The organism is Muriicola marianensis, from assembly GCF_014638095.1.
GTDB lineage: Bacteria > Bacteroidota > Bacteroidia > Flavobacteriales > Flavobacteriaceae > Muriicola > Muriicola marianensis.
Genome location: NZ_BMFH01000001.1, coordinates 1759302 through 1778978 on the forward strand (window position 1 = coordinate 1759302; position 19677 = coordinate 1778978).

Annotated in this window: 16 protein-coding genes; 6 read left to right on the forward strand and 10 right to left on the reverse strand. The window is 44.8% G+C overall.

Annotated elements, in window-relative coordinates; translation table 11 throughout:
- Positions 1-32: 32 nt before the first annotated feature.
- Positions 33-1532, reverse strand: coding sequence for a GH3 auxin-responsive promoter family protein (locus tag IEV19_RS08010; RefSeq protein ID WP_188370133.1), 1500 nt, complete (start codon positions 1530-1532; stop codon positions 33-35).
- A 5-nt stretch (positions 1533-1537) separates the two neighbouring features.
- Complete coding sequence (locus IEV19_RS08015; RefSeq protein WP_188370134.1) at positions 1538-2407, reverse strand: M23 family metallopeptidase; 870 nt, start codon at positions 2405-2407, stop codon at positions 1538-1540.
- Between the two features lie 198 nt (positions 2408-2605).
- Between IEV19_RS08015 and tatA the strand changes: the two genes are divergently transcribed.
- From tatA to IEV19_RS08035, 4 genes are all read left to right on the forward strand, one after another.
- Positions 2606-2788 carry a twin-arginine translocase TatA/TatE family subunit gene (gene tatA / locus IEV19_RS08020; RefSeq protein ID WP_188370135.1) on the forward strand — a complete coding sequence of 61 codons (183 nt, stop codon included), beginning with the start codon at positions 2606-2608 and terminating at the stop codon, positions 2786-2788.
- Positions 2789-3161: 373 nt separating this feature from the next.
- The gene (locus IEV19_RS08025) at positions 3162-5957 is read left to right on the forward strand and encodes an OmpA family protein (protein ID WP_229732514.1); all 2796 of its coding nucleotides are present in this window, start codon (positions 3162-3164) and stop codon (positions 5955-5957) included.
- 221 nt (positions 5958-6178) lie between these two features.
- Positions 6179-6349, forward strand: a complete 171-nt coding sequence (locus IEV19_RS08030; protein WP_188370136.1) for a DUF6747 family protein — start codon at positions 6179-6181, stop codon at positions 6347-6349.
- 206 nt (positions 6350-6555) lie between these two features.
- The gene (locus tag IEV19_RS08035) at positions 6556-6726 is read left to right on the forward strand and encodes a DUF6747 family protein (RefSeq protein ID WP_188370137.1); all 171 of its coding nucleotides are present in this window, start codon (positions 6556-6558) and stop codon (positions 6724-6726) included.
- 53 nt (positions 6727-6779) lie between these two features.
- Here IEV19_RS08035 and IEV19_RS08040 read toward each other — a convergent pair whose 3' ends face one another.
- The 3 genes from IEV19_RS08040 to IEV19_RS08050 form a co-directional block, all read right to left on the reverse strand.
- The gene (locus tag IEV19_RS08040; protein WP_188370138.1) at positions 6780-7757 is read right to left on the reverse strand and encodes a DUF4837 family protein; all 978 of its coding nucleotides are present in this window, start codon (positions 7755-7757) and stop codon (positions 6780-6782) included.
- Positions 7758-7783: 26 nt separating this feature from the next.
- Positions 7784-9370, reverse strand: a complete 1587-nt coding sequence (locus IEV19_RS08045) for a lytic transglycosylase domain-containing protein (protein ID WP_188370139.1) — start codon at positions 9368-9370, stop codon at positions 7784-7786.
- Between the two features lie 109 nt (positions 9371-9479).
- On the reverse strand, positions 9480-10673 hold the full coding sequence (locus IEV19_RS08050; protein WP_188370140.1) for a phosphoglycerate kinase: 1194 nt from the start codon (positions 10671-10673) through the stop codon (positions 9480-9482).
- Positions 10674-10781: 108 nt separating this feature from the next.
- Here IEV19_RS08050 and IEV19_RS08055 point away from each other — a divergent pair, with 108 nt between their 5' ends.
- A complete protein-coding gene (locus IEV19_RS08055; protein WP_188370141.1) occupies positions 10782-11933 on the forward strand; it encodes a DNA polymerase III subunit in 1152 nt (383 codons plus the stop codon).
- A 26-nt stretch (positions 11934-11959) separates the two neighbouring features.
- The gene (locus IEV19_RS08060) at positions 11960-12358 is read left to right on the forward strand and encodes a DoxX family protein (protein ID WP_188370142.1); all 399 of its coding nucleotides are present in this window, start codon (positions 11960-11962) and stop codon (positions 12356-12358) included.
- Positions 12359-12363: 5 nt separating this feature from the next.
- On the opposite strand, the gene IEV19_RS08065 is transcribed toward IEV19_RS08060, so the two are convergent.
- From IEV19_RS08065 to IEV19_RS08085, 5 genes are all read right to left on the reverse strand, one after another.
- Positions 12364-12864 carry an OmpH/Skp family outer membrane protein gene (locus IEV19_RS08065; RefSeq protein WP_188370143.1) on the reverse strand — a complete coding sequence of 167 codons (501 nt, stop codon included), beginning with the start codon at positions 12862-12864 and terminating at the stop codon, positions 12364-12366.
- Positions 12865-13115: 251 nt separating this feature from the next.
- A complete protein-coding gene (locus tag IEV19_RS08070; protein WP_188370144.1) occupies positions 13116-13943 on the reverse strand; it encodes a class I SAM-dependent methyltransferase in 828 nt (275 codons plus the stop codon).
- 69 nt (positions 13944-14012) lie between these two features.
- Complete coding sequence (gene mnmG / locus IEV19_RS08075; RefSeq protein WP_188370145.1) at positions 14013-15881, reverse strand: tRNA uridine-5-carboxymethylaminomethyl(34) synthesis enzyme MnmG; 1869 nt, start codon at positions 15879-15881, stop codon at positions 14013-14015.
- A gap of 3 nt (positions 15882-15884) precedes the next feature.
- Entirely contained in the window at positions 15885-16304 is a 420-nt protein-coding gene (gene ybeY, locus IEV19_RS08080; RefSeq protein WP_188370146.1) for an rRNA maturation RNase YbeY, read from the reverse strand.
- Positions 16297-19632, reverse strand: coding sequence for a DUF4175 family protein (locus tag IEV19_RS08085; RefSeq protein WP_188370147.1), 3336 nt, complete (start codon positions 19630-19632; stop codon positions 16297-16299). Before IEV19_RS08085 ends, ybeY begins: the two co-directional genes overlap by 8 nt.
- Positions 19633-19677 lie beyond the last annotated feature (45 nt).

The following is a 19677-nucleotide window of genomic DNA, read 5'->3' on the forward strand; positions in this document are numbered from 1 at the left end:
GAAGCCAGCCTTTTCTTTTTGCCTCAGGCGGATCAGGATATCCTGAGTTTTTCAAGTCCCTCTGCCACTTTCCTGTCATTAGACAAGCGTTGCACCTTGTTCTGCCCGCCTAACTTGCCGAGGGATTTCATGTATTCCTGGAAACCCGACTTCCTGACCGGGGTTATTTTCAAGGGTTGCAGTACCTTCCCCTCTATCAGGTCGAAGTAATAGCTGTTCTGCTCCTGCAGGGCCTTGTCAAGGCACATAGCGAAATCATCCATGTCATCGGGTTCCTTAACAAACTCAATAAACCATTCGTGATAAGGTAGTTCCTTCTTTTCTGGGGTGATCTGTGGAGCCACGGTGAATTCCTGTACCTGGGCTCCAGTCTTTTGTATCGCTTCCTGCATTGCCTGCTCGACCTCCTTGGCAATAACATGCTCTCCAAAGGCTGAAATAAAATGCTTGATCCTCCCCGAAACAACGATCCTGTATGGGTTCAATGAAATAAACTGAACGGTATCTCCAAGGTCGTACCCCCACAGTCCGGCGTTGGTCGAAATAATCATCGCATAGTTCACCCCAACCTCCACATCTTTGATGGTGAGTCTTTCAGGGTTTTCAGACCCATATTCACCTGCCCTGATAAACTCATAGAAGATCCCTGAATTGAGCAACAGCAACATGCCCTTTTTATCCTGCCTGTCCTGATAGGCGAAGAACCCTTCACTGGCTGGAAACAGTTCGATACTTGCCACCTTTCTCCCTATGAGTTCCTCAAAGGTGCTTCGGTAAGGCTCATAGTTGACCCCACCGTAAATAAAGAGCTCAAAGTTTCTGAACAGATCGCCCACTTTTTTGCCGGTAGCCACTTTCAGTCTTTCGAAATACATCTGAACCCAGGAGGGTATACCCGCGATCACCGTCATATCCTCTTCCCTGGTCTCCTCAACGATCCTGTCTACCTTGGTCTCCCAATCTTCTATGCAGTTGGTTTCCCAGCTGGGGAGACGGTTTTTCTGTAAATAATTTGGGACATAATGGGCAGAAATACCGGATAGCCGGCCGAATTTGATTCCGTTTTTCTCCGATAGTTCCGGGCTTCCCTGTAAAAAGATCATTTTGCCATCCACAAATGAAGACTTTCCTGTTTCATGGATGTAGTGCAGCATTGCATCCCGGGATGCCTGCACCTGGTATTTGATGGATTCGCCGGTAATGGGGATAAACTTGGCACCGGAAGTAGTCCCGCTTGTCTTGGCAAAATAATCGGGTTTGCCGGGCCAGAGTACGTCACTTTCCCCTTTAACGACCCTTTCAATATATGCTCTCAGGGCCTCATAATCCCTTAACGGAACTCGCCTGGCGAAATCCTCATAGGAATGTATTGTATCAAATCTGTGATCCTTTCCAAATGCAGTGTCTCTCGCCCTGCTGAGAAGCATTTTGAAGACCTTTTCCTGTGTCTTCAAAGGATCCTTCACCCATTTCTGGGTCCTTTCATAAATTATTTTGGCAAAGATCCGGGCGGCGAACGCTTTTAAAGACATAAGGTTTAATTGAAATCGATATAATCCGATGGATTTACCGGACTGCCATTATTCCACAGTTCAAAATGCAAATGTGGTCCGGTGGTGAGTTCTCCCGTATTCCCAACGGAAGCTATGACCTCTCCGGCTTTGACGATGTCTCCCTGGGCCTTGCTAAGGGACCCGTTGTGCTTGTAGACCGAGATCAGGCCTTCTTCGTGTTCCATAATGATTACATAGCCGGTTTCTACGGTCCACTCAGAAAAAATGACCGTTCCGTTTGCAACCGCTTTTACCGGAGCATCCTTCTCTGCCACGATATCCACAGCAAAATGTTTCTTTTTTGGGTCATAATCAAGGGAAACCACCCCGGTAACCGGGGAGAATAAAACGGGACTGCCCCCATTTACATTCCTCTGAAAAAGATTGTACTTATCCTCCAGGGCTACCTGTGCTCTTAAGACAGAATCCTCTCTTATAGGAGTGAGGTCTACCGTGGATGGGTCGATCTTGAACTGTTCGAAGAGAGAATCTCTGTTGATCTCATTGTTCTCCACATCCCCCCTGAGAACCATTCGGATATTTTGTAAATACCTATTGGTATATTCTAAAACGTTGACCAGGGAATCGGTCCTGTAGGTCAATTCCGTAGCCTGCTGTTTGAGTCGGGTCGACGAATATCCCGGGATGTATTCCCGCAAGGGCGTAAAGGCAATCAGTAGGGTCGTGAGGGCAATCAGGACGATGATAAATAGGGTGCCGGTAATAAAAACGTTGAGCCGACTTAGCTTGAATGATATCTTTTCCTCGAAAGTGCTCTCATTCAGGATCACCAGTCGGTACTTATGCAGCAGCTTGCGCTTGATTTCTTTCCTCTTTCTGCCTTTTTTTTCCATGAATCACAAAGATACATTTCGAATTGAATATCCGTCCACTACAAACATAATTTTGAAGCTTTTAGCTATTTGCCAAGAGAACAATGAGTGATTGAAAAAGTTAGTATTTACTGCTAAGTGGTCTGTTATCTTAACGCATTAAATTCAGCTGGTCTATCGACTTTTTTACTACCTTTGTTTACTCTTTAAATTCAAACAATGATCTTAACAGCACCTTTTCTGGCCATTGGCCCCTGGCAAATCGCCGTAATCGTAGTCCTGGTACTTCTTTTATTCGGCGGAAAAAAGATTCCCGAACTCATGAGGGGATTGGGTAGCGGCATCAAGGAATTCAAAGATGCCTCCAAAGAAGACGACAAATTAGGAGAGAAAAAAGATTGATCTCCCTATTCATAGACTACAAGGCATCCACTGGGTGCCTTTTTTTGTTTTGGCAAGTCGGCTTGCCTCACCCTTCCTTCGCCCCTGCATAGTGACCTGATTTCTTCTAGGAATCGACGGGCAATCAACTCGTTTGCCTTCTTCCTCATATCCCTGTTTATCTGCCTTTATCGACCAAACGTTTCACCTTCAGACACAGAGAACAGGGATACACGACAAAAAACAACCCTTTCACAACAAAAAATAAATCCTCCGCGTGAGAACCTCTATTTTCGGCGTTATAGTTCAGGGCTTACAAACCCTTAACAAATAAATGCTTTAAACCGAATAACTCTTTTTTAGGATCGAGGAAGTCAAAGGGGACATCAAACACATGAAACTCAGATCACGCCAGGCTTTATTGGTAATATTCCTTTCGGGTATCTTTTGCGTGTCTTCCGCATTCACCAGTGCAGATGGCAAGGCGGAAGGTATATCGACCTACGAGGTTTTCAGGAAAAAAGCCAAAGAACATCGCATAGCGACAAAAACGATACGGGTTTCAAACCAATATTCTTCCGGTTTCTATCTCGTGGCCGGAGTCTTCGGTGTTGCGGATAATGCCCGTGCATTTGCCCAAACCCTGAGGACACAAAAATTCAGCGCAAAAGTTTTTAAAAGTCCGGAAAACGGACTTAACTACGTGTATTTGCAAAGACACACCTCAGGGGATAAGGCTATTGACTCCTACTTAAATACCGCATATGACAAGAAAATGTGGATCCTGCACTTAGATGCAGGAGAAAAGCCCGGGAAGGCTGAGGTTAACTATTCCGAAGTAGAAATAAATTCCAATAAGAGGTCGCATGAGGCTTTTAAAGCCAGTGCGAAAAAATCGGGTGTTGCCACCAGAACAGTTGATGGTTTTACCGGACTAAACAACGGTTACTACGCTATTGCAGGCGTTTTCGGCGATCAGAACAATGTATCTCGATTCAAAAAGAACCTGATCAAAAAAGGCCTCCACTCAGAATCTGTTGTTCACCCGGAGACCGGGCTGTCCTATGTATACCTGTCTTTCAAGGAGGATGGGAATGCCCTGTTGACGGAAACCAATAATCAGTATGGAGGTCGCTATCAAGGCAAGACTTGGATCATGCATGTGGCGGATGCAAAAGTCAACGCAATTGCTCATCAGATGGAAAGGATCAGGTCTGTCAACCTGGAGGTCCAGAAATCTAAGCAATATAAGAGTGAAAGGAAATCTGTAAAATCTAGCAAAGACCCTCCGGCGAAACTGCTGCAAAAGGCAGATGCCTACTTCGCCAAGATGTGGTATGCAGAAGCAGCTGACCTATACGAGCAATACCTCAATGACAACCAGGACAACTACTCGTACGAGATCCTTCAAAAAGCAGGAGATTCCCATTACTTTAATAGTAATATGGAGCGTGCATTTTATTGGTACGATATCCTTTATACGCGATATTCAAATGATATCAGTTCCGAGAATATCTTTAAATACGCACACAGCCTCAAAGGGACAGGTAAGTATGCAAGGGCCAAAAGGCTGATGCGTATCTATGACAGGAGGGTTAAGAAAGAGGGGATGCGTTACGCCATAGACGATCCGCGCACTACTCCAAAAGAAAAAGCCCTGGACAATATCCTGAACACAGAACAAGAATATACTCTTCGGAATATTGCTACCAACTCAGAGTATTCCGACTTTTCTCCCATGTTTTACAACGGGGATCAGCTGGTTTTCGCCTCAGCCATGGATTCTTCATTTTTTACTACCAGGAGGTATAAATGGAATAATCAGCCGTATCTCGACCTTTATGTGGCCAAGGTAAACCAGGAGTCGCAGGAGGTAAAAGATGCCATTAAATTCTCTAAGAAGATCAATACCAAATATCACGAGGCTTCCGTAACCTTTTCACCGGACAACTCTACCATGTACTTTACGCGGAACAATTACGGAAAGAAATTAAAACGCGATAAGAACGGCGTCAATAATCTTAAAATCTACAGATCACGAAAGGTTGATGGTGCCTGGACAGATGCTACGGAGCTGCCTTTTAACAGTGATGACTTCTCAACGGGACATCCCGCGCTAAGTCCTGACGGTAAAAAACTCTATTTTGTTTCGGACAGGCCCGGAAGCCTTGGCGAGACCGACATATTCGTCGTAGATGTGTACGAGGACGGCGGCTTTTCAGAACCCAGGAACCTGGGGCCGGAGATCAATACGGAACGCAAGGAGATGTTCCCTTTTGTCACGGATAAAAAGTTGTATTTCTCCTCCAATGGCCATATCGGTCTGGGGGGCCTGGATGTTTATGAAGTGGCATATACGGAAGAAGAAGGGTTCGAGCAGGTGAAAAATATGGGCAAACCGATCAACAGTAAGCGTGACGACTTCTCTTACATCGTACAGGAAGAGACCCAGAAGGGCTTTTTTGCTTCCAACAGACGGGGTGGCAAAGGAGATGACGATATTTATTCCTTCTCCAAGCTCATGCCCGAAGAACTGAACCTCAACGCTATAGAAGGGGTGATCACCGATCTGGTTACAGGGGAGGTGATGCCTGAGGCCCTTGTTACTCTCCTTGACGAAAACAATATCAAACTCAAGGAAATTGTATCCGATGAGGACGGTAGCTTTGTCTTTGAGGATCTTGACAGCAATACCAAATATACCGTTCGGACTACGAAAGAGGGCTATTCTGAAGTGGTTACGAATGCCCCAACCAAAGACAATGAGGTCATCAACGTTGAAGTTAAACTCGAGAAACTGGAAGATCTTATCGTTCTCGAGGAGGGGATCAAGAAGATCAAATTGAATATGATCTTTTTCGATTTCGACAAATCCAATATCAGAAATGACGCTGCCGAAGAGCTGGATAAACTGGTAGCCGTCATGAAAGAGAACCCGTCAATGGTCATCAAGATCGAGTCGCATACAGACAGTCGGGGTAGCGCCGTCTATAACAAATACCTCTCAGACAGAAGGGCTAAATCTACCAGGGCCTATATCATTTCTAAGGGAATTGATCCGAAAAGAATTGAGAGCGCCATAGGGTATGGGGAAGAAAGACTCCTGAACGGTTGTGACGGCAGTATCCGATGCACCAGTGATCAGCATCAACTCAACAGGAGATCAGAATTTATTATTGTGAACATGTAGCAGCCGTTTCTGCCAACTTATTACATAAACCATCTGCATAATTGCAGGTGGTTTTTTATTGGGAATCAAACCAAAAAGTAATGTCGTTTTCCATAGAATCCTTGCGGATTTCAGAGTTCCCAACATCTTTTCACAGCTATACAACAAATCGGCTCCCGCCCTATACGTTCCAGGGTAAAAAACAGTTATAACCCTAAAACCATTAACCTAAATCTCACCATATGAATTATATTTTACTCATAAAGGAAATTTACCTGGAGGCCTTTAAAAATCTGGGTTCATATTTTGTAAGGAACTTCTTTAAGGTCTTTACCTGGTTTTGCCTTGCTTGTCTCCTGATCGTGCTGTACGCTTTTATATTCAGAGTGGCAACAGGGTTTGCATTCGATTAACCAACCCCATTTTTTTCATAAAGACACGGTGCAATTGTACCGTGTCTTTTTTTTGCTGCACTTCATCGTCATAAAGCAACCTTTCACAGAAGTAGAATTAAGAGGGGGTAATTCTAATCTGATTTATCAGCTATTCATCTATAAAGTATACTGCTTTCGGGTGAGAACCTAATCTTTGTCGTTGGATAAACACAAATGAAAGGGATATGGATAAAATTCTACTCGTAAAAGAAATTTACATCGAAGCATTCAGGAACTGGAGAAATATTTTCCTGAAAAAGTATTTCAAGGCTTTCTCCTGGTTCTGTTTTGCACTGTGGGTCATCACGATGTACGCCTTTATATTCAGGCTGTCTACAGGCTTCGCTTTCGATTGATCAAATAAAAAAACGCTTCCGAATCGGAAGCGTTTTTTTTTATCCATTTATTATTACTTGAATTTAATAGTTCGAAGGATGGCCTCCAGTTCGAACATATAGTCTCTCTTATTGGTTGCGGGAGCAAAGGTAAAGCCCTCCACGACCAGTTTTCTGTTATTTATCTCGTCGTCGATCACAAAGGTCATAAAAGGTCCGGCCATAGGATAGTTCTCCATATCCCAAATGCTGCGCACTTCAAGTGCGGGATGCCCATCGATCTCTGTTTGGAAGAAATGAGGGGCAAAAGCATCCTCCGTGGTCATGTAGGTTTTTTTGTCCCTCATGTCCGGTCCGGGGATATATTTCTCCCCGATCGAGTCCCTCATCCTAATGAAATCCGTGACCAGGGTTGAATCGTTATTCAGACGGTCGAATGGGATCTGATACGCAATAATGTTCATGCTCCCTTTTTGTATTTCCCTGTCTATCCAGACAAAATTGTCTTCCTGTTTTCCCAACTTGTAGATCGATGGAAGCCGAAAGGTCACCCCAAACTTTTCCTCCAGCAGCCTGTCCTTGTTGAGCGAGCGCAAGAACCGCTTTTGCGTCTCTTCCAACTCCATTTCCTTGATGGCGGCAATGATCTGATCCGAGTACGCATCCAGATTCTCAATGATCTCATCTTCCGTGCTTCCCTTGATAACCCCAATCTTCTGAGGGGCAGCGTAAAGATCTGATTTTATATGGGCCACATTAACCGTATCGATGTCTACAAACAATACAGCCCGGCGATACCGGGTAGTTGTGGTAAATACCTTTTGAGGCATTTGCTCCAGGCTGAAAAGAGGTTCATCCCAGGTAAGGCCGATCACGGGTGCGGCAAAGTGTTCCCGTATCTTGTCGCCGACTGGGCCTTCCCAAAGGTCATTCTCAATGACCACCCCCAGACTGTTAATGGCCCCTATGGATTCAGGTTTGTAGGTCTTTTTTGGCCCGTCATTGCAGGCTATCAGGAGAAAGGAAAGCAAAAGAAAGTAAACGTGTCTCATTTTATAGTGTTCTGGTGTTCAGGAATTCACGACGAACAGGCACACAATTTAAGTTTTGTGCCCGGCAACAATTTATTACCGCGAATACCATTCCATTCTCGTAAATTCTCGATGGTAATTCCGGGATATTTTTGAGAAATGGTCCATAAGGAATCTCCTTCCTTAACAGTGTGATACCTTACCTCACTGTTACTCAAAGGTTTAGTGGGATTTTGCTGTACTGTTGCAGATACATAAGGTTTTCTCGGGTAGATCGTAAGGCGTTGCCCTATCCTCAACGTATTGCTGCGCAGTCCGTTCCACTCCTTGATCTGACTCACCCTAACCCCGTATTGCTCTGCGATCTTACCGAGATAGTCCCCACTCCTCACCCTGTACCTGATTCTTTCTTCAGCCTTCACTAACTGAGGCAATGGAGTCTCGCGGGCTTTCAGTTGCTCCTCCACATATGCATAAATGGAATCTTCATTAGCCACGAATTTCCCGATCTCCCTGTTGGGCAAACGAAGTGTATATTCCTTCTCGGGGATATAGGGAATAATGTTCAATTTGTAGGAAGGGTTTAAAACGGTGAGTTCTTCCACACTGACATCAACCAGTTTGGAGATCTGGTCAAAGGTGATGAGTTTCTTTACGCGTACGGTATCCGTTTCAAAATAAGGTCGGGGTACATGCACTGGTTTGAGGCCGTGTTCCTCTGCGTATTCAAAAAGGTACATGGTCGCCAGGAAGGCTGGCAGGTAGCCGGCGGTTTCCCGGGGAAGATAGGGCCTGATATTCCAGTAATTGGAATAACCTCCGGATCTCCGGATAGCTTTATTTACATTCCCGGGACCGGAATTATAAGCCGCAAGCGCCAGGTCCCAGTCGCCAAAAATGTCGTATAATTTTGACAGGTACTGGCATGCGGCACGGGTCGACTTCACCGGGTCGCTGCGTTCATCAACATAACTGCTCACATCGAGGTCATACATCTTCCCGGTTCCATACATAAATTGCCAGAGGCCGGTAGCCCCTACCCGCGATTTGGCCCTCGGATTCAAGGCCGATTCAACAATGGCCAGATACTTGATCTCCAGAGGGATATTGTGATTATCCAATTCTTGTTCAAAAAGAGGAAAGTAGAACTGGCTGGCGGTGAGCATGCGTTCCATCAGATTCCTTTTTCGGATCAGAAACGATTTGATCACAGATTCCAGGGAGGGGTTATAGGTAATGTTGAAAGGGGACTTTTGATCTAATGCCTTTAGTCGTTCCTTAAGCAATTCAGTGTCTAACTCGACCGATTCTAGTCCGACCGTATCCTTCATGACCTCCTCCAGAAACTCCACTTCCTCAAAGAACTGGCCGGAGAGTTCTGCATTCTGATAAAGTTCAGAAAGCCAGAGGCTGTCGTACTTTGCTGCAACAGGATGGTCCTGTAACAGAATATTATCATCAGCCTTTATTATCCATAAGGCGCTTTTGCTATCAGCTCCGGTGAACAGGGAATCTCCTTTTTTCCTGATCTCAGCAGCCTTGCCCATTTCAGGTGTCACAGGAGCCTGTGCCAATAGCCCAGAGAAGCCCCCAAGAAGGATGTAGATAAGCAACTGATATTTAACAGAGTACATAATTAATACTTGAGCGGAGGATTGACTAAAATGCAATTTTTTTCTCAAAGAATAAAATAGATTTGGATCTCCCCTGAATTCTCCTCTCCTCCTGATTAAAAAACGGAACCTAGCCTTTCATTATTGCCGCAATTCCGGGTAATACCCTTCCTTCCAGGCTTTCCAGCATGGCCCCGCCACCTGTGGAGACATAGCTGACCTTTTCTTCGAAGCCAAATTGCTTTACGGCAGCTACAGAATCCCCTCCCCCAACGAGGGAAAAAGCGCCTTTATCAGTGGCGTCTTCGATCATATGGCCTACGGCAATGGTCCCTTTGGCGAAATTAGGCATTTCGAATACCCCTACAGGGCCATTCCAGAGTATGGTCTTTGATGCGAGGATGACCTTTTCGAAATCCTGCAGTGTTTTAGGTCCGGCGTCGAGTCCCTGCCAACCGTCCGGGATCTCGTTTACGGGAACAATCTTTGTGTTGGCATCGTCCTGAAAATTATCTGCGGCAAGAACATCTACCGGGAGGTGTACTGCAACTCCTTTCGCTTTGGCCTTTTCGAGGATATCCAATGCGAGTGACATTTTATCGTCCTCGCAGATGGAGGATCCGACCCTGCCTCCCTGTGCCTTGATAAACGTATAGGTCATGCCGCCTCCGATGATAAGGTGATCGACCTTATCGAGGATATTTTCAATGATGGTGATCTTAGAGGACACCTTGGCTCCGCCCAGGATGGCAGTAACGGGCTTCTCTCCGGTCCTCATTACCTTGTCAATTGATTCAATCTCCCTGGCCATGAGATATCCAAAGCACTTTTTGCCCGGAAAATACTGCGCGACGATGGTCGTGGAAGCATGCGCCCTGTGTGCCGTGCCAAAGGCATCATTCACATAAATGTCTCCCAGGTGAGATAGTGACTCTGCGAATTGGGCATCTCCCTGTTCCTCTTCGGCGTGGAACCTCAGGTTCTCGAGCAGTAAAACTTCCCCGTCTTCCAGTTCTTCCACAGCCTTTACGGCCTTTTCTCCTACACAATCCTCAGCGAATTTTACCTGCACCCCGATGATATCACTAACGGCATTACATATGTGTTTTAATGACATGTCTGCCACCACCTTCCCATTCGGTCTGCCCAAATGGCTCATCAGTACGGCGCTGCCGCCGTCTTCCAGAACTTTAAGGATGGTAGGTTTGGCGGCCTCAATCCTGTTCGTGTCCGTAACCTCGAATTCAGGATTCAGAGGAACATTGAAATCGACACGGATCAGCGCTTTTTTTCCGGAAAAATTAAAATCATCTATTGTTTTCATGCGATGTAGGATTAGAGAACGACAAATGTAAAGAATAAAAGGACTAGGGGAAAGCAAGTATTGTGTTTATAGGAGGGGGAAGCCTTCTATTTAGTTATCTTTGATCCCATGCTATTTCGGGATATTTTAGGGTTGCATCACATTAAAAAACACCTGACTCACAGTGCAGATTCGGGACGAATCCCCCATGCGCAGCTTTTTGTGGGTCCGGAAGGCTCGGGGACTCTCCCGGCGGCCCTGGCCTATGCCCAGTACATCCTCTGTAAGAACAACGGAGGTGAGAACCAGGGAGGAGATGAAGCCTGTAATCTCAAATGCAAGGCATTGACGCATCCCGACCTGCATTTTGCGTTCCCGGTGGCTACAACCGAATCGGTAAAAAGTCATGCGGTAAGCGATCATTTTCTGACAGAATGGAGACAGTTTCTTAAGGAGGATCCTTATGGGAGTTTGTTCGACTGGTACCGGTATCTGGGGATTGAAAAGAAGCAGGGCCAGATCGGGGTAGACGAGGCCATGGATATCGTCAAGAAATTATCCCTCAAATCCTATGAAGGGGGCTATAAGGTCATGATCATCTGGATGGCCGAGCGAATGAATACGGCGGCTTCCAATAAGCTGTTAAAACTCATTGAGGAGCCCCCACAGAAAACTATTTTTTTGCTCATCGCCGAGGATGAGGAACAGATCCTGCAGACCATAAGATCGCGCTGCCAGCTTCTGCATTTTCCACCTCTCCCTGAGGAAGCCATCGCCCAGGCTTTGGTCGACAGAGGGGTGGCACGAGATGAAGCCAGCCATCTGGCTCATGAATCGAATGGAAATTTCAATAAGGCCCTGGAACTGATGAACAAGGATTCTGAGGAGTTGATCTTTGAGAGATGGTTCGTACAATGGGTAAGAAGTGCCTTCCAGGCCAAAGGAAAAAAAGGAGCGATACACGAACTCATCCTTTGGAGTGAGGAAGTGGCCAGGACAGGCAGAGAAACCCAGAAGAACTTCCTGAAATACTGTATGGCCGTTTTCAGGCAGGCCATGCTGGTCAATTACAACGCACAATCCCTGGCCTATATGAAGATCCATGTGGATGGTTTTCAATTTGATAAATTTGCCCAATTCGTACACGAGAACAACGTGATGGGAATTATGGAAGAACTGGAGAAGGCAATCTACCACGTAGAGAGAAATGGAAATTCAAAAATTATATTTACCGACCTCTCCATCAAACTGACCAGGCTGCTGCACAAATCTGCAGCATAAAATCAAACCTCTTAAACGATTAAACTATGGATGGATTTCAGAACAATATACCCGAATTGCTCCTCCTGCTTTTCGTGGTCATCACTTTTCTTCAGAGTGGCCTGGATAAGGTTTTCGACTGGAATGGCAATCTTTCGTGGTTAAAACAACATTTTGCGAACAGCATTTTTCGGAATACGGTACCCATGCTGTTATTTGTAATTACCTGTATGGAACTGGCAGCAGGCATTGCCAGTCTGTTGGGAGGCATTCAATTGGTGATATCAGGCGATTACGCAGTAGCTCAGGCAGGTGCCATTCTGGCTGCTTTGTCCCTTCTGATGTTGTTACTCGGGCAAAGGGTGGCCAAGGATTATGAGGGGGCCAAGACCATTGTGATTTATTTTATACCCACAATGATTTTGGTGATGCTGTTGCAATATTAATTTGACTATTCTTCAGCGTTGAGCACCTTGAGCAGCTCATCTGTGATGTCCTTTGCCTCATCCCCGTACAATACGCTTCCACCTTCTCCTCCGCCCAGGATGAAAGTATACCCATTGGCCTTTCCGTAGGCCTCAATTTCCCTTCTCACTTTTTGCACAACACTGTCCATGTCTGCCTGGCCGATCAGGTTTAGTTGTTGTTCCTCCTGCTGAAGCATCTGTCCCATTCGCTGGCCTTTTTGCTGCAGGTTACTAAAGGTTTCCTGAGCCTTGTTCTGGCTCATACTTTTCATCTGGTTCTCGATCTCCTGTGCTTCGCTCTGGAATGCCTGTGAGATGCTGTCCCTTTTTATCTCGAAAGCCCTACGCTGTTCAGCATATCGTTCCTCAACCGCGATCTTTTCTTTATAACCATCCATGAGGCGCACATTATTCACATAAGCAATTTTGTCCTGCTTACATCCCCATGCAGCAATGAGGGCTATGGTGAAAATAATTTTCTTCATATCGATCTTATTGATTCGTCAAAAATAGGAAAGGAAAATGGGTATTCTCTGTTTCAAGGCAATTTTATCAGATACACAAAAAAGCATGCTTCATAGTTTAATAGGTTATTTCTATACCTTTTTGTCTTTTAATCAATTTAGATTATGCTTTTTAAGCTCCATATATGGGGTCTACAGCCTTTTTCTCAATAGTTTGTGCCCCGACTATATTTGCGGTATGAAATATTCCCTATAAGGCTTAAAAGAAGTTTTTAGCCTTTTTGAAGGACGTAAACCAATGAAGAATATTCCCCGGTTCTCATAGCGTACAAATTAGACATAAATCCTCTCCAGCAAGCAGAGGGCCATTTAAATCTGTTGCCTTTATATTCCTCGCTTAAAAGAGAAATATAAAAGGCATCAAACAACATGGGCTTGGTTGCCACAACCTTCCATCCCCTTTCCTGGAAAATCTTTTCAATCGCTGTTCTGGAGAAATGCCAGAGGTGCCTGGGTACGTCATAGGCCGCCCAATACTCTGCATAGTATTCTGCATCATGCGATTTGAAGTTCGGCAGGGCAATGAAGAGAGTGCCTTCCTCTTTTACAAGTCCTAGAAGAGGATCTAATTGCTTATTCAGATCCACAAAGTGCTCCATAACGTGCCACATAGTTATGACATCGTATTTCCTTCGAGACAGAACAGCTGTATTCTCAAACAAACTAACGCCCTTACTTGCGCCAATTTCTCTGGCTTTCTTATTGGGTTCTACCCCATCGGCCTTCCAGTCCTTTGACCTGATATAAGAAACAAAAGACCCAGTGCCAGCTCCCACGTCTAAAATCGCAGATGATGACCCCGCATATTCTTGTATCCAGTCAAGCTTTTTTCGAAGGCTATATTTCTTAACCAGTTGGTATAATTTTTCAAGGAATGTAAACGACCGATCTGTATGAGAGATATAAGATTCATGCTGGTAATAGGGGTCCAGCTTATCCGGGCAGGGAGTGGTTCTTAACAACTGGAATTGCTCATCCAACTCAAGGACAAATGTCTCCCCGGTATTTGCGTAGTCCTTCGTGGTCAGGTAGTGTTTCATTTTTAAAACAGAAGGCCTTCTGAGGTTGAAAGCTATTTTTAATTAAATGTTCCACGTGGAACATTTTCCTTATCGCCCCAAAAATACCAGCAGTACACTAATGTCGCTTGGGGATACGCCGCTGATTCTGGATGCCTGTGAAATCGTGACCGGACGTATGCTATTCAGCTTTTCGCGGGCTTCGTATGAAAGAGATTTTAATTTAGAATAATCAAAATTATCCGGGATCCTGATGTTCTCAAGCCGCTGAAGTTTATCCGCGTTGCTCTTCTCTTTCTCGATATAACCTGAGTACTTTACCTGGATCTCAGCCTGCTCCATGACCTCCCTGTTAATCTCGTTTGACTTAACGTATTCAGAAACTTCCTTTAACTGCAGCATATGATCCATCCTCACTTTAGGCCTCGAGAATACCTTAAACATTTTATCGGCCTGCTTTACCGGGGCTGAATCCACTTCTTCAAGAATCTGGTTCATATCCTCCGGGTTATAGCTAGTTAGTTTAAAGAATTTCACAAAATCCTTTGATTTTCTCTCTTTCTCTTCCATCTTCCTCATTCGCTCTTCTGAGGCCAACCCGATGGCGTAGCCTTTTGGGGTAAGTCGAAGATCTGCATTGTCTTGTCGCAACAAGGTCCTGTATTCCGCCCTTGAAGTAAACATCCTGTAGGGCTCTTCTGTGCCTTTTGTGATCAGATCATCAATGAGTACACCAATATAAGCTTCATCCCTCTTCAGGGTAAAAGGTTCCTGACCGTTAATCTTTAAATGTGCGTTTATACCAGCTATAAGACCCTGTGATGCGGCTTCTTCATAACCTGTAGTCCCATTGATCTGTCCGGCAAAGTATAGGTTCTTTATAATCTTAGTCTCCAGGGTATGCCTGAGTTGTGTCGGTGGAAAATAGTCGTATTCAATGGCGTATCCAGGCCTAAAAAATTTGACGTTCTCAAATCCCTTTACTATTTTTAAAGCTTTGTATTGAACGTCCTCAGGCAGGGAAGTAGAAAACCCGTTCACATATACCTCCACGGTATTCCAACCCTCAGGCTCCACAAAAATCTGGTGGCTATCCTTTTCTGAGAACCGATTTATTTTATCCTCAATTGATGGGCAATATCTCGGTCCGATACTCTTTATCCGTCCGTTAAACATTGGGGATCTATCGAAACCTTCTCTAAGAATATCATGCACCACTTTAGAAGTGTGGGTCATGTGGCAGTCCCTTTGTTGCTTTAATACAGGAGTGTCCAGATAAGAGAATTTTTCAGGATCCGGATCTCCGGGTTGAGGGATCATTTTAGAATAATCCAGCGATCTCCCGTCTACTCTTGGCGGTGTGCCCGTTTTCATCCTTCCACTATCAAAACCAAGGTCGACCAGTTGCTCCGTGATACCCGTTGCAGCTTTTTCTCCTGCTCTTCCCCCTCCGAATTGTTTTTCACCAATATGAATCAATCCGTTCAAAAAGGTCCCATTCGTCAATACAACAGACTTTGCACGAATATCCAAACCAAGTGAGGTCCGCACTCCAACAACTTCATCTCCCTTAACTAAAAGACCGGTAACCATTTCCTGGTAAAAGTCAACATTAGGTGTTCCTTCCAACAACAACCTCCACTCCTCAGCAAAGCGCATTCTGTCATTTTGAGAACGCGGACTCCACATAGCGGGTCCCTTACTCTTATTCAGCATCTTGAACTGAATGGCAGATCTGTCCGAAACAATACCGCTATAGCCCCCAAGGGCATCAATCTCCCTAACGATCTGACCTTTGGCAATTCCTCCCATAGCAGGATTACAGGACATCTGCCCTATAGTTTGCAAGTTCATAGTGATCAATAGGGATTTAGAGCCCATATTGGCAGCAGCAGCCACTGCCTCTGCACCAGCGTGACCTCCACCCACAACAATTACATCATATTCCTTTTCAAACATAACCTATTGTTCCACGTGGAACATTTTCAGTTTACTATCTTCCTTAAATGTCATTTTCTTCTTCTCCTCTTCAGATTTATCATTGAATCCCATCAGGTGAAGAACACCATGAATCATCACCCGTCTGAGTTCCTCGTCAAAAGTCACATTATATTCTCCGGCATTATCCTTAACTCTGTCCGTAGATATAAAAATATCTCCGCTTAATACTTTCGCGCTAGTATAATCGAAAGTGATGATGTCTGTATAATAATCATGGTCCAGATACTCCTTATTAATCTCAAGCAACTCCTCATCACTTGTAAAAACGTAGCTGATTTCACCCAGTTCAAATCCCTCTTCCTTTATTACAGCAATCAACCAATCGGTATATTTGTCAGGGTCTTTAAGTACGAACTCACTATTACTGGTATAATCAATCATCCTCCCGGAAATATCGTTTTAAGGCCTCGTTGTAAAATTCCTGCAAAGGTAAGGCTTGTCTCTGTAATAATTCTATAATCCCTTTATCCTGCATAATTGCCTCTCTTTTCCTGATCACCGGTCTGTCATACCTGTTCAGCGCTTTATCGCTTTCTCTCTCCTCATCTTCTCCCTGTTCCATAGCAGCATTTTCCAGCCTTAAAAGTTGCTGTCTGATTCTATTTACCTTATCCATGGTGCGCTCTGTTATACCATTCTCGATCAGGTCCCTCTCAAAATCCTCCATTTGTCTTGCCAGACGCCTCGCCAACTCCCGATCCTCATTTCTTATCATGTCCTCTAATTGCTCCTCCAGTTTTTCCCTTATCATCTGCTGCTGTTTGTAAATCTCATAGAGTGCCTCTAACTCCTGTTCTTCTATTTGTCCTTCTCCACTACTTCCTTCTTTACCGTTTGTATTTTCTCCCTGTTGCCCATCAGATTGACCTTTCCCTTCTTCACCCTTCACTCCTGTTTTATCCTTTCCTAATTGTTCCATACTTCCCTGAAGTTCCTCCTGGCCCTTGATAATATCCGGCAATTGAAATCCGTCCTGGGGTTTCCCACTACCCTGTCCCTGCGCAAGAGATTGCTGCATATTACTCAGAACATCCGCAAGGAAATCCGCTAGACTGTTTGCCGCCGTCAATACAGCTTGCTGATGTGCACCTGCCCTGTATGCCTGACCCTCCGACAGGTTTTCCAGGGAACTGTCAATATTATAGTAGACCTCCGTGATCTGTTCATTTACAAACTCCGAGATCTCAGCCTGCCTCAAGGAAAGTGCGAACAAGCTGTCATCTACATGTTCGAATAAACCCCTTAATTGTTGTTCTTCTCTGACAACGCTCACCGAATAATTCCGACCGCCTTCTTCCTGTGTAAGCTTGTCGAGTATGTCTTCCTGTTTTAATGAAAAAACTATAAGGTTTTCAAGAATCTGTCTCAACATTTCCGCATCCTCTGCCATGCCCTCGGCGCCGCCACTCATGGCTGATTGCTGTAAAGCTTCAGACATTCTTTTCATCTTTTGAGCTGCCGACCGCTGACTCTTCTTTGATTCTTCCTGAGAATCCTTAATTCCCTCTTGACTATCCTCCGAACCCCTCAGCTGCTCAATAGCATTCTGCATATCCTTCTGAACCTTCTCCTGGAGATCCTCACTTGTGTCGATAGGCAATGGTTTCTTCAACTCCTGATTGGAATTCCGGAGTTCCTCTAACTCCTCAGTTAGTTGATCAAATTGATCCTTTATCCCTTCCTGTTCTTGTGTTGCTTCGGATCCTTTCTTTTCTGAGTCCGCTAACTCTTCCTGCTTCTCAGACATCTTCCTGAGATCCTCTGATAGCTTGCTGGCCTTTTCGGTCACATAATATTGCTTTGTAAGTTCCAGCAACTGACTGAGGTTTCGTTTGTTGTTCTGCTGCCTTTTGCCAATCTCCTCCAGCCTTTTTGCCAATTCTTCCCTGTCTATCTTATCGGCGAGCTTTTGTAGTTCTTCAAGCAACTTTTCATTCTTTCTTGCCTCTGATTCCTGCCGTTGAAGCCTTTCCTTTAATAGCTTATCAACAGTTGTCTCATCCCTGCTGTCATCTAATGTCTCCTGAACTTTCCTGCTGAATTTCTCCATTAAAGCCTCTTGTTTCTGTTGGGCCTTAAGGAAGTCCTTTATCGCCTTCTGATCATTGTAATCGAGTACGTTCTTTTCTTTTTGATTTTGTTCTAGTTCCTTTAGTTCCTCTTCCTGTTTCCCGAATTCCTCAAGGTTTTTATTCCATTGCTCAAGCGTATTCTTTTGTTCTTCCAAACGTTGTTCCTCCAATTGAGCAGGATCAGGGATGACACTGCTGAAGACCTGGCTTTTTGATACCTTGCCACCTCTCCTTTGATCATTGTCCGTTACCTGGAAATAGAAGTTATACGTCTTCCCGCTCTGTAAATCCAACCCTGTGGGAAAATCATACGCAAAAAAGTATTCCCGGTCCCCTGGGTAGTCCAGCTGAACCTTTTTGGCCAGATCTTCCCTGTTCTCTTCATAGTACACCATATCGAGTCTGACCAACCCGTAATCATCCCCGGCCCGGCCCTCATACGTCAGGGCGTTCAGTATGGAGTCCCTTACTTCCGTAACGAGAATAGAAGGTGGTGCGTCGCGGATTACACTGATCTTGTATTCCAACCGTTCATAATCCCTGAGCTCTTCATTTGATGTGGTTATCTCATAGGAGAAATCTGAATCGAGTGTTCGCTCGAGTTTGAAAATATCTCCGGATCGAATGAAACTTTGTACGGAATCTTCGGTAACCTGACTGACATTTCCTGTATTCTCTCCTCTGATGATCCAATTTACTTCCGTGCCTTCGGGAACTACCGCATTACCTGTTCCCAGAATGGTATCCTTCGGTTTACCGGTATAACCCGGATAATTCAGTACTGTTATGAACTCTTCGATCACAGGCGGCACTATTGTTTCAAGGGTGTAATGCCTCGATCTTACCTCGTTGGCTGTCAAATAAAATTCCTGAGAGCCTTCTGGTGCTGTAAAAGTGTACACGAACTGACCATCCTCCTCAAGCATCATTCTTTCTTTGCCGTCAACAACTATACTGGCATATTCCGGTTTTATATCTCCCTCTGTGCCCACACGAAGGGTATAATCTTGTTTTGAGATGGTCTTTAAGGAGCTGTTTAAGACAAGGAAGTGAAAAGGAGCCGGTTTTTCATATGCCATATCGTAATGAACAACCCTGTCCAGGGATTCCTTGTATTCCCCAACCTTCCCTGCAATCCAAATTCCGGCAAGGGCCAATAAAGGAATAAGAGCATAACGCGCATAGGTCAGGCTTTTCCTTATATCGATTGCCTGCTGAAAGGGAATTGGTGATAATGCCTGAGAGCGCTGGTCGATACTTGCCAACAGCAATTCACTTTTCTCAGGGTCAGTTGCCAGATCGAGCAGATTTACAAGCCTGTCTCCAACTTCTGGGAAATGATCTCCGATAATTCGCGCAGCTTCCTTAAGGCTAAGTCCTTTTCTTACCCTCAGGAGATACATCAAAGGGATTCCAAGGTAATTTACGAGAAGAAAAAGGGTTCCCCCTATGGCCATCAGAAACAAAACCATCCTGCCCGTTGTTCCCATCCATAAAAAGTATTCCAGGGAGAGCAGGAGTAGCCAGAATAATAACCCTAGGGCCAGAAAGAGAAAGGCCCCTTTTACCATTCTTGTCCTGTAGTATTTGGTGATGAATCCTGACAGTTTATCCAGGATGCCGTTATAGCTTTCCAAAATCCATTATATTTAATACCAAGATACCTGATATGCCAGAATCGA

Excerpts from the sequence above, each read along its gene's own strand:
- IEV19_RS08010 (WP_188370133.1), bottom strand. The coding sequence starts at position 1,532 with ATGTCTTTAAAAGCGTTCGCCGCCCGGATCTTTGCCAAAATAATTTAT.
- IEV19_RS08015 (WP_188370134.1), bottom strand. The coding sequence starts at position 2,407 with ATGGAAAAAAAAGGCAGAAAGAGGAAAGAAATCAAGCGCAAGCTGCTG.
- tatA (WP_188370135.1), top strand. The coding sequence starts at position 2,606 with ATGATCTTAACAGCACCTTTTCTGGCCATTGGCCCCTGGCAAATCGCC.
- IEV19_RS08025 (WP_229732514.1), top strand. The coding sequence starts at position 3,162 with ATGAAACTCAGATCACGCCAGGCTTTATTGGTAATATTCCTTTCGGGT.
- IEV19_RS08030 (WP_188370136.1), top strand. The coding sequence starts at position 6,179 with ATGAATTATATTTTACTCATAAAGGAAATTTACCTGGAGGCCTTTAAA.
- IEV19_RS08035 (WP_188370137.1), top strand. The coding sequence starts at position 6,556 with ATGGATAAAATTCTACTCGTAAAAGAAATTTACATCGAAGCATTCAGG.
- IEV19_RS08040 (WP_188370138.1), bottom strand. The coding sequence starts at position 7,757 with ATGAGACACGTTTACTTTCTTTTGCTTTCCTTTCTCCTGATAGCCTGC.
- IEV19_RS08045 (WP_188370139.1), bottom strand. The coding sequence starts at position 9,370 with ATGTACTCTGTTAAATATCAGTTGCTTATCTACATCCTTCTTGGGGGC.
- IEV19_RS08050 (WP_188370140.1), bottom strand. The coding sequence starts at position 10,673 with ATGAAAACAATAGATGATTTTAATTTTTCCGGAAAAAAAGCGCTGATC.
- IEV19_RS08055 (WP_188370141.1), top strand. The coding sequence starts at position 10,782 with ATGCTATTTCGGGATATTTTAGGGTTGCATCACATTAAAAAACACCTG.
- IEV19_RS08060 (WP_188370142.1), top strand. The coding sequence starts at position 11,960 with ATGGATGGATTTCAGAACAATATACCCGAATTGCTCCTCCTGCTTTTC.
- IEV19_RS08065 (WP_188370143.1), bottom strand. The coding sequence starts at position 12,864 with ATGAAGAAAATTATTTTCACCATAGCCCTCATTGCTGCATGGGGATGT.
- IEV19_RS08070 (WP_188370144.1), bottom strand. The coding sequence starts at position 13,943 with ATGAAACACTACCTGACCACGAAGGACTACGCAAATACCGGGGAGACA.
- mnmG (WP_188370145.1), bottom strand. The coding sequence starts at position 15,881 with ATGTTTGAAAAGGAATATGATGTAATTGTTGTGGGTGGAGGTCACGCT.
- ybeY (WP_188370146.1), bottom strand. The coding sequence starts at position 16,304 with ATGATTGATTATACCAGTAATAGTGAGTTCGTACTTAAAGACCCTGAC.